Annotated in this window: 11 protein-coding genes; 3 read left to right on the plus strand and 8 right to left on the minus strand. The window is 36.1% G+C overall.

Annotated features, from left to right (window positions below):
• The first annotated feature begins 8 nt into the window (after positions 1-8).
• On the plus strand, positions 9-1,511 hold the full coding sequence (locus O0955_RS08410) for an OmpP1/FadL family transporter (protein WP_269427093.1): 1,503 nt from the start codon (positions 9-11) through the stop codon (positions 1,509-1,511).
• A 49-nt stretch (positions 1,512-1,560) separates the two neighbouring features.
• Here O0955_RS08410 and O0955_RS08415 read toward each other — a convergent pair whose 3' ends face one another.
• From O0955_RS08415 to O0955_RS08425, 3 genes are all read right to left on the minus strand, one after another.
• Positions 1,561-3,993: a hypothetical protein gene (locus O0955_RS08415; RefSeq protein WP_269427094.1), complete on the minus strand. Its 2,433-nt coding sequence runs from the start codon at positions 3,991-3,993 to the stop codon at positions 1,561-1,563.
• Positions 3,994-4,045: 52 nt separating this feature from the next.
• Positions 4,046-5,875 (minus strand): UbiD family decarboxylase, encoded by a 1,830-nt coding sequence (locus tag O0955_RS08420; protein WP_269427095.1) that lies wholly within the window; start codon positions 5,873-5,875, stop codon positions 4,046-4,048.
• A 128-nt stretch (positions 5,876-6,003) separates the two neighbouring features.
• A complete protein-coding gene (locus O0955_RS08425) occupies positions 6,004-6,483 on the minus strand; it encodes a Dps family protein (RefSeq protein ID WP_269427096.1) in 480 nt (159 codons plus the stop codon).
• A 280-nt stretch (positions 6,484-6,763) separates the two neighbouring features.
• On the opposite strand from O0955_RS08425, the gene O0955_RS08430 reads away from it, so the two are divergent.
• Both O0955_RS08430 and O0955_RS08435 read left to right on the plus strand, forming a co-directional pair.
• Entirely contained in the window at positions 6,764-8,314 is a 1,551-nt protein-coding gene (locus O0955_RS08430) for a muramidase family protein (RefSeq protein WP_269427097.1), read from the plus strand.
• A gap of 2 nt (positions 8,315-8,316) precedes the next feature.
• Positions 8,317-8,958 carry a uridine kinase family protein gene (locus O0955_RS08435; protein WP_428982406.1) on the plus strand — a complete coding sequence of 214 codons (642 nt, stop codon included), beginning with the start codon at positions 8,317-8,319 and terminating at the stop codon, positions 8,956-8,958.
• 34 nt (positions 8,959-8,992) lie between these two features.
• Here the strand turns inward: O0955_RS08435 and O0955_RS08440 are convergent, their stop codons facing one another.
• From O0955_RS08440 to O0955_RS08460, 5 genes are all read right to left on the minus strand, one after another.
• A complete protein-coding gene (locus O0955_RS08440) occupies positions 8,993-9,655 on the minus strand; it encodes a CoA transferase subunit B (protein ID WP_269427099.1) in 663 nt (220 codons plus the stop codon).
• A 1-nt stretch (position 9,656) separates the two neighbouring features.
• Complete coding sequence (locus O0955_RS08445; RefSeq protein ID WP_269427100.1) at positions 9,657-10,013, minus strand: DUF4260 domain-containing protein; 357 nt, start codon at positions 10,011-10,013, stop codon at positions 9,657-9,659.
• Complete coding sequence (locus O0955_RS08450) at positions 10,013-10,714, minus strand: CoA transferase subunit A (protein WP_269427101.1); 702 nt, start codon at positions 10,712-10,714, stop codon at positions 10,013-10,015. Before O0955_RS08450 ends, O0955_RS08445 begins: the two co-directional genes overlap by 1 nt.
• A gap of 307 nt (positions 10,715-11,021) precedes the next feature.
• Entirely contained in the window at positions 11,022-12,110 is a 1,089-nt protein-coding gene (locus O0955_RS08455; protein WP_269427102.1) for a PQQ-dependent sugar dehydrogenase, read from the minus strand.
• A gap of 54 nt (positions 12,111-12,164) precedes the next feature.
• Positions 12,165-14,537, minus strand: a complete 2,373-nt coding sequence (locus O0955_RS08460) for an endonuclease MutS2 (RefSeq protein ID WP_269427103.1) — start codon at positions 14,535-14,537, stop codon at positions 12,165-12,167.
• Position 14,538 lies beyond the last annotated feature (1 nt).

Raw genomic sequence — 14,538 nt, forward strand, 5'->3', positions numbered from 1 at the left:
AAATAATTATGAAAATTAAATATCTATTGGGTTTAGCATGTCTTTTGACGTGCTCCCAGATCAGCTATGCGCAATACGTAACCGATGCTTTAAGGTTCTCACAAACAGATAATACCACTTCGTCAAGATTTAAAGCTTTGGGTGGCGCCCAAACAGCAGTTGGTGGCGACATTAGTTCGTTAAGTGGCAACCCTGCAGGATTAGGTTTATTTACAAAATCTGAAATTAGTTTCACCCCCTATTTTGGGTCTTATGGAAATGATGGGACTTATTTAGGAGAAACCAGAAACGGAAATAAAAATCAGCTTGGAATTAGTCAGTTTGGCGGTGTTTTTTATGCCCCAACTTCTAAACAAAAGGGAGCAAATACTTCAGAGGGTATATTAAGCTTTAACGTTGGTATTGGTTATAATAAAACCAATGATTTTAACAATAAGATCGTTTTTGGTGGCACCAACAATAGCAGCTCAATCGCTGACTTTTTTGCAGACCAGGCAAATGGATTAAGTTCTCCTCCTCCTACTGAAGCACAACTGAAAGCAGGATACGATGGCTATTCTGCTGGTTATGATCTTCCTTATACAGCTTTTGAAAACTACCTAATTGATTATAATAATGTAAATGGTGCATGGTCTCCATCAACCAATTTAGGGAACAAACAACTTAATACGGAAACCAGAAAAGGTTATCAATCAGAGTTTAATGTAGGTTTTGGTAGCAATTACTCTAATAAGCTTTATTTTGGAGCGACTTTATCGTTCACTTCTTTAAAGCTTACCTCAGACCGTGTATTTAACGAAACCGGTACAATTGGCACCAATGCTTACGATATGGACTTTACAGAAAGTACTGAGACAAAGGGTTCTGGCTTTAATGCTAAACTGGGTTTAATTTATAAAATTAACAATGCTGTTAGAATTGGTGCTTCTTATAATACACCAACCTGGTACAATATTCAGGATAGTTACTTTCAGAATTTAGTTAATTATAAAAATACTTATAATGTACAAATCGATCCTTATAATGCTGAATTTAACCTTCGTACTCCGGGAAAAATAACAGCAGGTTTTGCTTTATTTGCAAACAACTTAGGCTTCCTTACTTTTGATGCTGATTACATTAACTATAAAGATATTAAATTAAGCAGCAGTGCAACTAATGATGCCAGTGTAATTGCTGCAAACAATAAAGACATACAGGATCTTTATCGTGATGCATTTAACATCAGGGTTGGTGCTGAAGGCAGATTGAGCGATAATTTTTCTTTAAGAGCCGGTTACAGCCAGTTAGGAAACCCTTATGAGGATAAATCTAATGATGCTTACCAAAGAAAAAGCATTAGTGGTGGTTTAGGTTACCGCAAAGATAATTTTTATGCAGATGCTACTTTTGTAAACAGCAAGTATAACTCTTACTATAAAGCTTATGATCTTGTTGGCTTAGCAGCTCCAACTGCTTCAATTAAAAATACAACTAACGCAGTATATTTAACTTTAGGCGTAAGATTTTAATCGCATTCACTCCATAAAAAAAGTCCTGACTTATTGGTCAGGACTTTTTTTATGGATTCTTAATTACAATTTCTTTTTCTCCGTAAACTATTCCGTTTCTGCTCAGGCCCTGAACAATTATTTTAAATCTTCCGGTAAGGTCTCCGGCATTAAATGTAAGAGGCGTTTCTGCATTATTTATTCCGAATTGATAATTCCAGTAAACGGTAGGAAAGTTTATCGGTTCATTTTTATTATCTACATCAGCAATATAAAATTCTTTAGGAAGATTTATGGTTTTTAAAAGTGTAATGTTTGGCGGTATCTCCTGCACCAAACAGCCTGTGTAAAAAATGGTTCCGTTTTCGCCAGAACGCCTATAGATTTTTCCCTTAACCGGTGCTTTGTTTTCGCGGTCATGCCAGTGATTCTCACAGTTTAGAATATTATATCTGCAAACATAATCACCACATTTATTGGCATATCCGTTCTTTTCAAATTCCAATCTCTCTTTATCTTTAACGGTTACCGTTACCTCTTTTAAATTAATTCCACCTCCCGGGTTAAAACTCTCATTTTCTTTATTGAGTACACTTGTTTTATTAAAAACCGGATCGTAAGTTTTCGAAACAACATACTTTTTTATTTCTTCCAGCGGATCATTAACCTTAACCTCATATTGAAAATAATTTTTATTACTCAGGTTTAACCAGGCCTTACCGGAAGTCGATGATAATATGTTTGAGTAAGGAATGCTAAAATGCCCTGTACTGTCTGTATTAAGTATAAAAATATTTTTATCCGAAAAAATGTTAAGTCCCATTGAAGTTTTTAAGGCCTTTTTATTTCTGGTTATTATTCCTGTAAGATCATAATTAGAGGTTAACGTATTTAAATCCGGCATGTTTTGTTTCTCTGCCGGCCATAAATATTTTCTCCATCCCTTAACTAATAATACTGCATTAAGATAATCCGGATCAGAATATTTTAATTGTTGTGTATGGCTTGGCAGCATACCCAAATGATATTGTAAATAAGCATAATCAATAATATTGAGGTTATTTTTTAAGGTAAACCTATTCCCCTGAACGCAGGCAACAGAAACCAGTCCGGGTATTAATTCATTATCTTTTCCAATGATTTTCAGTTTCAGATTTATTTTCTCTCTTGCATGATATGCTTCTTTATCCGCTTTAATTTCCATGCGGCTAATCTGATCGTAATGTGCAAAGAAAATTCTTTCTGCAAGAGGCTTATATAAACTATCTAAAATTGTTAATGTTTGTAAACCAACAGGAACTGAATCTAATTTAAACCGAACATTTTGAGCATGCCGACCAGTAAGATGAAGGCTGCTCTGTAAAAAAATCTGGTCAAAATTATGCACCAGAACATGAATTTTCATATTGGATGAGCTCTCCAGTTTGGCCAGCAATTCATTTGCAACAACAGCTTCTCCTACTTTTATCGTTATGCCATTGGTTAAAGCCCTTGGCAAATTATAAACAACATCCTCCAGATCTTCCTGTAAAAGCTTAACCGTATATTGCTGATTAACAACCGGAATTATAAAAAAAGAACCTAGTCCATTTAAATTTGTAGCAATGGTATCTTTCGCAATTTTATTTTCAAATAATACAGCCTTGGCTTTAATTGAAGTTCCTTCTTCATCCTTAATTTCAAACCCAACCCGACATAAAAGTCCATTTACCAAATGACCTCCTTCCGGATAGAACTGCACCTTATATTTTTTACTTTTTAAAATGGGGAGATTTATTTTGACATATCTTGTTTGATTTCCCTTTTTGATGGAGACGGTTAATAAATTGTTTTCAGCATTAACCTTATCTGCCGGATAATTAATCATTAATTCTCCGATAACGCTACTTTTAGCACTTCCTTTTTGGAGTGTCTGATTGGTTCTGCCTATAATGTATTTAATTTCAGCATCCGGTACAAAATGGTTGTCGCTGGATATGGCTTTGAGTAAAGCCGTTCCATTTTTGGTTTGTTCATCATAACTTTTAAAAATAGATAAAGTGGCAACCAGTGGATTGGTTGTTGTTGACCTGATGGTTATGGGTTGTATAAACTCTCCGTCAGGCTTTCCATTTACCTTAATATTTGTATTGGCAACAAAACTATAATCACTGCTTTGTAAAGAATCGGGTAATATTAAACTGCCGAAACAAAATCCTTCATTAATCAGAAACTTTTGTTGAAGCACTATTGTACTATCCTGATTATTAATTAAGGATAAATAGAGTGTATTATACTGATTTACATCCAACACAGAGGTAAGCAGATAGCCTGTAAACCAGACTTTATCATTATTTGTATAAACATTTTTATCAAAATGGATAAAAAGTTTTGAAGTATTGTGCCTTAAACCGTAATGATGGAGATTACTGGCAATACTATCCAGCCCTGTTTCCTGAGCTTTAGATTTACTAAACGAAAAGATGAAGAATATTAAAAAAGCAAATAAAAATCTTAACGACATATCGAATAATATGCCTAAAATTTAAAAAAATTAATTCAAATATTCAATTTAATTATGCTTTGTACCAATCTGATTTGCCTTTTAATAGATCAATTTTCTTTTCAATTTCAGCGTCTTTAATGAGTTCGGGTGCATGATGCGGCTTTTTACGGGCATCGATAATCATTGGCCCTTCGCAACCCCAATGTTTATTAACGGTAAACTCATTAATGCCATAAATATCGGCAGCCGGGTTGCTTCTTGTAAAAGTAACCCAAACCAGATTATTGATGTGTTTAGCTGCAAATGCTGCATCATCGCAAAGCACAATTAATGGTAAGCCATTTAAATCCTGATTTTTTAAAGCTTCATTTAATTCAGTTATCTCTGCCCGGGTTATTTCTTCATTTTGATAAGGGTTGCTTTCTAAGGTAAGTACACCGGCAATGGCTAAATGAGGATTTTTAAAGGCATCAGGCAGATTTAATCCTGCCGGAATTTCGGTGCTCAAGGTTCTTTTTACCTTACCTGCAGCCGCCATAACCAATTTTGATCCACTGTTTAACCCTGAACCACTGTAATCGAGTGTATCAATGGTAGTATTGGTATAAAAATGCAAATCTGTTTTTAAATCTATCCGGGCTAAAATATGTTTAAGAAAATCTTCTATGTTATGGGTATTTAAATCAGGATTATCTTCTTTGGCGGCAATCAGTAAGTATTTAGCAAGACTGAGTTGATTTTTACCCAGAATATGGTTAGCAATGGTTAATATTTCCTGAGGCTTTCTTTCATTCAGATAAGGCGTGTAACGTTCGCTCCCAATGGCAAATAACAAAGGGTGTACACCTGCTGCATCTACTGCATTTACTTCCTTTAAACCGTGGATTTCCTGTGGAATAGCCGATCCTGCAATTTCATGTATCAATGCTCCAAAGCTGGTATCTTCCTGTGGCGGACGGCCAACTACCGTAAAAGACCAAATGGCATCCTTTTTATGATATACGTTGTGTACTTTCATTAAAGGAAACGGATGCGTTAAACTATAGTAACCTAAATGATCTCCGAAAGGCCCTTCAGGTTTATTTTCTCCCGGGTATACAGTACCGGTAATGATAAAATCGGCATCCGCAGATATACAGAAACCTTCATCATCGTAAAAATACCTGAACCTTCTGTTACCTAAAGCACCTGCAAAAGTCATTTCAGATAATCCTTCGGGTAAAGGCATAACAGCTGCTAATGGATGTGATGGCGGGCCACCAACAAAAATGCTGACTTTTAAAGGTAAACCTAGTGCATTAGCTTTAGATTGATGGACACCTATGCCTCTGTGTATTTGATAATGCAATCCTATTTCCTGATCCTGAATATAATCGTTGCCTCCTAATTGAATCCGGTACATACCCAAATTGGAATTTAACACCCCCGGTTTATCTACATCTTCTGTATATACCTGTGGCATGGTTACAAATGGTCCTCCATCCATGGGCCAGTTTACAATTTGAGGTAGTTTGCTGATGCTGGTTTTCAAAAACTTATTTTTTGCGGAAGGCGTTTTCATGGGCAGGGCCGAAAGTGCCGACATTGCCGAACCTGCATACTTAAATGGATTCTTTAATGCTTTCATTGGATCAGAGCGCAAAGAAACAAGTTGTTGTACCTTTGGTAAGGTATCTCTGAATATAAATTTAGAGCGCTCCAGTGTTCCAAAAAGATTTGAAACTGCCGGAAAAGGACTTCCTTTTACATTTTCAAAAAATAAAGCAGGTCCTTTATTTTCAAAAACCCGCAAATGGATGGCAGCCATTTCAAGGTAAGGATCTACTTCTTCTTTAATTCTGATTAAATGACCATGCTTTTCCAGGTCATTTACACACGCTGCTAAACTTTTGTACGCCATGCGGCAAATATACAGAGTTAAGACGGGAAGTTAATTGGGAAATTGTAAGGTTATAAGGCTAATAAAATTAAAATCCCCCTACCCGTTTAACAGCAGATAAGGGGATTTTAATTTGTTGAAGTTGCTCTTTATTTTTTACCGGCAAACGAACGCAACATCCAGGTATTTTTCTCTTTAAACTGCATAAAGCGGTTCACCATATCGTTGGTACCGTCATCTCCTGCTTCATCAGATGCTTCCAATAAATTACGTTCAAGTTCAATTAGCTTTGCCATATCTTCTAAAACCGCATCAACCATACTTAAATCGTTTAAACCAATGGTATTGATTTCTTTAATTTCAGATTCATTTATATAATCAGCAAAACGGCTGTGTGGCGGTTTACCTAATGTTAGTACACGTTCGGCAATTTCATCAATTGTTAATTGTGCATTGGTATATAACTCTTCAAATTTTATATGTAATGTAAAAAAGTTTTGTCCTTTAATGTTCCAGTGGCAACCTCTTAATTTTTGGTAATGAATATGATAATTTGCAAGATAATCATTTAACAGGTCTACAACCGGTTTAACTTCTTTTTCGTTTAAACTTATTTCTTTAGCGTTCATAATAACAGTATTTTTAATTTGTTTGATGGATTAACAATTCAGAAACACAAAAGTTTTAGTCTAAAATACTATTTTAAACAATACCTGAATTATATGTTCGTTTATAATTTGTAATTATACAAAACCATTTTACGGCAAGTATTTGTTTATGAACAAAGTATAGTTTAGGTTATAAAGCTGTCATTAATTTTCGCTCAAATACGATACCTTTGTATGAAAATGGTTTATAATATTATTCGTATAATTGCTCCCCTTGTTTAGAAATTTTATATAGAAATAAATGCATAAAATATATTTATCTGCTGTGTTATTGCTTGCTTTAAATGCAGCAAACGCTAAGGCAAGCACAGTAATAGACTCCATTGGCGTAGAGAATAACAATGGAAAAAAACTAATTATCCACCAAACAGTAGCCAAAGACACTTATTATTCTATAGGACGGAGATATAATGTTTCGCCTAAAGATATTATGGCTTATAATGACAATAAGTACCTGCAGGTTGGGGTAATTATTAAGGTTCCTACTAATATTCCTTTCAATGCTACAAGTAGTAATCCAGCTAGTAATCATGCTTCGGGGCCACCACAAAATACAGCTAACGTGAGCGAGCATATCGTTGTAGCTAAAGATAACCTGAATATGCTTGCTGAAAAGTACGGCACTACCATTAATGAGCTTAAGGCCTTAAATAATTTATCATCAAGCAATTTAAGAATTGGACAGGTTCTAAAAATCCCTGTAAAAAGTGGTACTGCAACTGAAAGCAGTCGCCCGGCTTCTACCCCTCCTGTTGCAGAGAGAAACACTAAAGAAACGCTAACAACAGATAGTCCGGCTATGATTGAATACGAAGTTCAACCAAAGGAGTTTTTGGGTAGAATTGCGGATAAGTTTGGTACAACTGTAGAAGAAATAAAAAAAGCTAATAATCTTTCGGGTAATAATCTTCGTATTGGCCAGAAATTGAAGATTCCTGCAACAAAAAACATTGACCAAAATCAGGTTGTAAATACACCAACAGAAAAACCCGTACAGGAAAATAAACCGAGAGAAGCAAGTGGTACACATAAGGTTAAACAGGGTGAGACTATTTTCACTATTGCACAGCAATACGGCATAACGGCTTATCAAATCAGAATGCTTAATAATTTACCTGACAATACACTTACGATAGGTCAGGTTTTAAAAATGCCTTCAAACATTAATATTGAAGTTCCGAATCCAAAAGAAAAAGTAGCTGAGGTTAAAGAAAAAGCAGTTGAAAAAGTAAAAGAAGTGGCTGCCCCATCAAGGGAAGAAAGTTTTATTCATACCGTGGCTCAGGGCGAAACCATTTTTAGCATTGCAAAAAAATACAACTTAACGGCTTATCAAATTAGAACTGCAAATAAATTAAATGATAATTCAATTGCTTTAGGACAGAAACTGGCGATACCAAAACCACCAGAGCCTAAATCAGTTAATGACCTTTCAAAAGAAGATCAGGAAGGAAATCCGGATAGTACATCGGTTAGAGATCCAAAATTACGCCGTGATCCAAGTGTTTACGGTTTAAACCAGGTTGAAGAAAAAGGAACAGCCGTATGGATATCGGATGCTGACCTTGACGCTTCGAAAATGTTGGTTTTACACCGCACTGCTCCTATTGGAAAGGTGATTAAAATTACCAACCCAATGACCAACCGTACAACCTACGCAAAAGTTGTTGGTAAATTTACAGAGAACGAATCCACAAAAGATGTTATAATTGTAACCACTAAAGCTGTAGCCGATTCTTTGGGCGCTTTAGACAAAAGATTTTTTTGCAATATAATGTATAGCCCTCAATGAGTTTGAATAAAAAGCCGTTTATAATTGGTATTGCCGGTGGCAGTGGATCTGGCAAAACGTTTTTTCTAAATTGTTTTCTCCATCATTTTAAGCAGGATGAAGTTACGCTGGTATCGCAGGATGATTATTACATCCCGGCTGGCGAAATGACACAGGAAGAAAACAAACTGTATAATTTCGATCTTCCGTCTACTATAGACAGCGAGCAGTTTTTAAGAGATATTAAGCAGCTGATTAATGGTGAGGTTGTTTACAAAAAAGAATATAACTTCAATAATCCTTTAGCAGTTGTTAAAATATTAGAGATTAAATCTGCCCCGATTATTATCGTTGAAGGTCTTTTTATTCTCCATTTTAAAGAAATAGCCGCTTTGCTGGATCATCAGATTTTTGTTGATGCAGATGAGCAAATTGCTTTGGACAGGCGTATAAAACGTGATGGTTTAGAACGGGGATATCCTGAAGAAGATGTTTTATACAAGTGGGATAATCATGTTTTGCCTGCATACAAAGAATATTTGTTACCATATAAAGAAACCTGCAACCGGGTGATTATAAACAACACGAACGAGCCGGATGAGATTATCAGTATCACAGAAGATATTTCCTCAGAATTAAGAAATACAATACTGGCAGATAAATAAAAAAAGGGATGGCTAAAACCATCCCTTTTTTACCTTAATCAAGTTTCATTTCAGGAATTTCGCCTTCCACAATTAATTTCCCGGCAGTGGATTGCCTGATGAATTCTACACTTACACCGGGTGCTCTTTCTAAAAGTTTAAAACCTCCTTCAGGCAGCACATCTAAAACGGCTAATTCTGTTACAATTTTTTTGATGCAATTTACACCCGTTAAAGGTAAAGTACATTTAGCAAGCAACTTGCTTTCGCCGGCTTTATTTACATGCTGCATAGCTACAATAATATTTTTTGCCGAAGCAACTAAATCCATTGCACCTCCCATACCCTTAACCATTTTACCAGGGATTTTCCAGTTGGCGATATCACCATGCTCAGAAACTTCCATAGCCCCTAAAATGGTTAAATCTACCTTTTGTGCCCTGATCATTCCAAAACTCATTGCCGAATCGAAAATAGACGAGCCGGGCAGCGTTGTAATGGTTTGTTTACCGGCATTAATTAAATCTGCATCTTCCTCTCCTTCAAATGGGAAAGGCCCCATGCCCAACAGTCCGTTTTCGGATTGCAATACAACGTTAATTCCTTTTGGAATGTAATTAGCAACTAATGTGGGTATGCCTATACCAAGATTAACGTAAAAACCATCCTTTATTTCTTTAGCGATCCGCTGTGCGATCTCTTCTTTTGAAAATGCCATGTTATTTATTTTTTCCAATAATGCCCAAATGCGTATGATTAAAGGCATCAAAATATTTTAAGCCGTATCCCAATGCCCTATCCATACTCGAATGTGCAAAAAGAATAACGCCTGTAAGTTGAACAACTGATGATTTTGAATAAAATCCGATAATAAAAATTGCTATTGCTAAAGCTTTGTGGTGAGCAATGTTATACAATATTGCCCCCGTTTTAGAATTAATAGCATAACCGATCATGCTTAAATCGGGTACCAGTAGCAAAGCCAGAAAAAGCCACCAGGAATATGGCAAATTGTAAAAGCCAAAAAGCGCCAGTAAAAACATAGCGATTTCTTCTATAGCAATCGTTTTCTTCATTAGGTTTTAGCTCTTACGGTTCTTTGTTCTATTCTCTTTTCGTAATTTTTTCCCTGAAAAATGCGATGAACATAAATCCCCGGTGTATGAATGTAATCCGGATCAAGCTCCCCCGCTTCTACCAGCTCTTCTACCTCAGCAATGGTTACTTTACCCGCCATTGCCATTACAGGATTAAAATTACGGCTTGTAGAACGAAAAATCAGGTTTCCGGCGGTATCACCTTTCCATGCCTTTACAATTGCAAAATCTGCATCAAATGCATATTCCATTAAATAATCTTTGCCATCAAAATTCCTTACTTCTTTTCCTTCGGCAACCTCTGTACCTACGCCTGCAGGTGTAAAAATTGCAGGCATTCCGTAACCAGCAGCCAAACAACGGGTAGCCAATGTTCCCTGCGGAATTAAATCTACCTCCAGCTCGCCACTTAATAACTGTCTTTCAAACTCTGCGTTTTCACCTACATAAGAAGAAATCATTTTTTTTACCTGACGTTGTTTCAGCATCAAACCAATACCAAAATCATCAACGCCGGCATTATTAGAAATGCAGGTCAGGCCCTTTACATTCTTATTCACCAGTGCATTAATACAATTTTCAGGAATACCGCACAGGCCAAAACCACCTAACATGATTGTAGCGCCATCAGATATATCTTTAATTGCCTCTTCCGCACCAGATACAACTTTATTTATCATTTTATGAATTTTTGGTTAGGCTGCTAAAATACAAAAGCCATTGCTAAAACTGCCGTTTTCACTAAAGTATTTGACTAAAACTTTCTGAAGTAAATTATTAATTGTAATTAATCTAAATAACAACTACCTTTGCAGTGCAATGTTGAACGAGAGAGAGCAAAACATCTTCATTTTACCTACCGACCCTGAGTTTCAGAAAGGTATGGGTTATATTTTTAGCTGTACAGCAGAATTTAAAAAGTGTTGTAAAAAATATAAAGAGGGCAAGCGCTGTAAAAAATGCCCGGGCAGAAAAAAATAAGTTCCCCTATTTATAAATTTCTATAATTTTATCATCACTTCCGTTACTGGTACAAATATAGATCTTCCCTTCCGGCGATTGACATACGGTTCTTAATCTGCCATACGCATTTACATAAAAATCTTTGGTACCAACAATTTTAGTTTGTGCATCATCTAATTTTAGCTGTATTAATTTACTGCCTTTTAATATGGCCAGTAACAAAGAATTTTTAAACTGAGGAATATATTTATTATCATAATAAGTCATGCCGCTTGGTGCAATAGTCGGTGTCCAGTTGATTAATGGTTCTACGACATTATTTGCTGCGCAAAAGGCCGTTTCATTCGTCTCGTTACAAAATCCTTTAATATTTGGCCAGCCATAATTTCTTCCTTTTTCTATAATATTGATTTCATCATCAGCATCCGGACCGTGTTCAGAAGAAAATATCTTGTTGCCAACTTTTACCAATCCTTGCGCATTTCTATGTCCGAAAGACCATAAAGGATTATTAGGATAAGGATTATCTGCCGGAATTGTTCCATCTAAATTTATCCTTAGTATTTTACCAGACAAAGAGTTTATATTTTGTGGCGTACTGGTGTCAGAAGCGTCGCCGGTACTGATAAATAGCTTATTATCGCTAATTAATAAACGCGAACCATTGTGAATAGATGCCGCAGAAATTTGATCTAATAGAATTTTGGGGCTATTTAAACTGCCATTTTCATAATTGTACCTGACTACTTTTTCTTTATAATTGCTGCCATAATCGTAGACTACGTACACATAAGGGTTAGAGGTAAAATCGGGATGAAGTGCCATGCCCAATAAACCACCTTCGCCGTTTACTCTAACCTCAGAGATGGTCAGTAAGGTTGTAATTTGTCCTGTTGCCGGGTTTAACCGACTGATTTTACCAGATTTCTCTGTAAACCAAATCAAGTTATCAGGGCCATAAACCATTTCCCACGGCAGGTTTAAACCTGAGGCAATTACTTTGGCTTTTAGCTCAACATCAGGTAATGTTTCATCACCATTATTATTGTGATTATTCTTTCTGCAATTTATGCAAATTACCATCACAAATATGCAGAGTAATATTAGTTTCATAGCCGTAACATTTTAATAATAACAACGTTACGGCTAATTGGTTTTATATAATCTTTAGTTCAAATATACATAGGTAATCCCATCTCCGCCTCTATCGGCATGCTCGTCTTCCATTCGGTTTACCTGACTGTATTTCCTTAAATATTCGCGAATCATTTTCCTTAAAATACCATCTCCTTTACCGTGAATAAGTTTTATAGATGGAAAACCAAGCATAATGGCCCTGTCCAGGTATTTCTCTACCTCATGCAGCGCATCTTCAGTTCTTTTACCCCTTAAATCAAGTTCTGCTCTGAAATCACTAACGGCCTCATTCATACGACCCGCAAAAGAATTGCTTTGAACAACTTTTTTAGCTTGTTTATTGCTGATTTTCTGAACCCGGTTCTTTTTCACAACCGAACGTAAATCGCCGATTGCTAAAACCAGGTTATCCCTATTGATCTCTAAAACCTGTCCTGTTGTTTCACTGTCTAAAAACTTAACCCAGTCGTTTACCTCAATTTTCCCATCCACAACAACTTGCTGAGGTTTTGGTTTTTCTGCTTTAACCTCATTTTTAACCAATTCTTTTTGCAGGTTCTGCCTAAGTTCTTTGGTTGCAACTTTATCGGCCTGTTTCTCTTTAATCTCTGCAATCGTATTTTCTACAAGCTTATTGGCATTTTTAATAATATTTTGTGCTTCCTGCTTGGCTTCCTTGATTAAAACTTTTTTGTTCTCTTCTAAAAATGATTTCAGCTTTTCATTTTCCGCAACCAAATTTTTAGCCTTATTTTGTTGATTGGCTAAACTCACTTTAGTATCGTAAATGGTTTTCTTTTCACGCTCCAAATCAACCAGTAAAGTATCCATCCGATTTTGATTGGAACCTGTTTTTAACTTCGCCAGTGCGATAACTTCTTTTGGTAAACCAATATTTTGGGCAATTTCAAAGGCATATGAACTTCCGGGCTTACCCATTTCCAAAATGTAAAGTGGCTTCATTTTGGTGTTATCAAAAAGCATAGAAGCATTTTCCAGTCCTTCTGTATTACCAGCAAAAAGCTTTAAATTAGAATAGTGGGTTGTTATTACACCCCTCACCTTTTTATTATTTAATACTTCCAAAACGGCTTCTGCCATCGGGCCACCAAACTGCGGGTCCGTTCCGGTACCAAATTCATCAATCAGTACCATGGTTTTTGGCGAAGCATGTTCAACAAAATAACGCATCTTTTTCAAGTGCGCACTGTAAGTACTCAAATCACTTTCAATAGATTGATCATCGCCAATATCTGCAAAGATATTTTCAAATATGCCAACCTCACTATTTGCATCAACCGGAATAAGTAAACCAGTTTGCAACATAATTTGCAGTAAACCCACCGTTTTCATACAAACGGATTTACCGCCTGCATTTGGGCCCGATACCAGTACAACTCTGGTTTCAGCATCAATATGGATATTTAAAGGCGTTACCGTTTTCTTTTCTGCTGCAAAAGAAAGCATCAGTAAAGGATGTCTTGCATTAATTAGTTTTGTTCTGGGTTCTTTTTTTAACCCGGGCATTTCTGCTTCAATATCCAGGGCAAATAAAGCCTTTGCCCTTACAAAATCTAATTTAGTCAGGAAACCATGATAAGACAAAAGAAGTGGGGAATACGGCCTTAAATCATCTGTTAAAGCAATCAGAATTTTTATAATCTCCCTTCGCTTATCAAATTCTAAATCACGAAGTTTATTATTTAGCGCAAAAACCTCTTCCGGCTCAATATAAACGGTTTGGCCCGTTGCAGATTCATCATGCACAAAACCTTTTAACTTACGTTTATTTTCAGCCAAAACCGGAATACACATTCTGCCATCCCGGATGGTTAAACTTCCATCAGCCACCCAATTGTTAGCAATGGCCTGTTTATAAATAGAATCCATGCGCTTGCGCACATCCTGTTCAGTTTTTGCTATTGCAGTGGTAATTTCCTGCAATTCCTTTGATGCATTTGGCTTTATCTTGCCCTTTGCATCAATTACAGTTTCTATTTTCCGCAGAATATTTTTTTCTATCGGCAGGTGCTCAAACAGCGCCTCCAGTGTAGGATAAACTTCTGCTCTTTCTTCAAAAAAGCGTAAAACGGAAAACACAGTTTGCAGGGAAGTATAAACCTGAAACCATTCGTCTTCCAATAAATAAGTGCCTTCAACTCTGATTTTATCTACTAAAGATTTTATATCAAAAAAAGTATTAATCTGCAAAGGCTCCTGATTCTGGAGTATACTTTTAAATTCGTTGGTTTGTCGTAAAAACTTATCAATCTGATCAAAGCGGTTCATCACCTGCATTTTCTGCACCATTGCTTGTCCCATCGGACTTAAACAATGTTTACTGATTAATTGCCTGATCTCTATAAAACCTAATCTTTCTAAACAATTTTCGGGATATAACATA

This window comes from Pedobacter punctiformis (assembly GCF_027213715.1).
GTDB lineage: Bacteria > Bacteroidota > Bacteroidia > Sphingobacteriales > Sphingobacteriaceae > Pedobacter > Pedobacter punctiformis.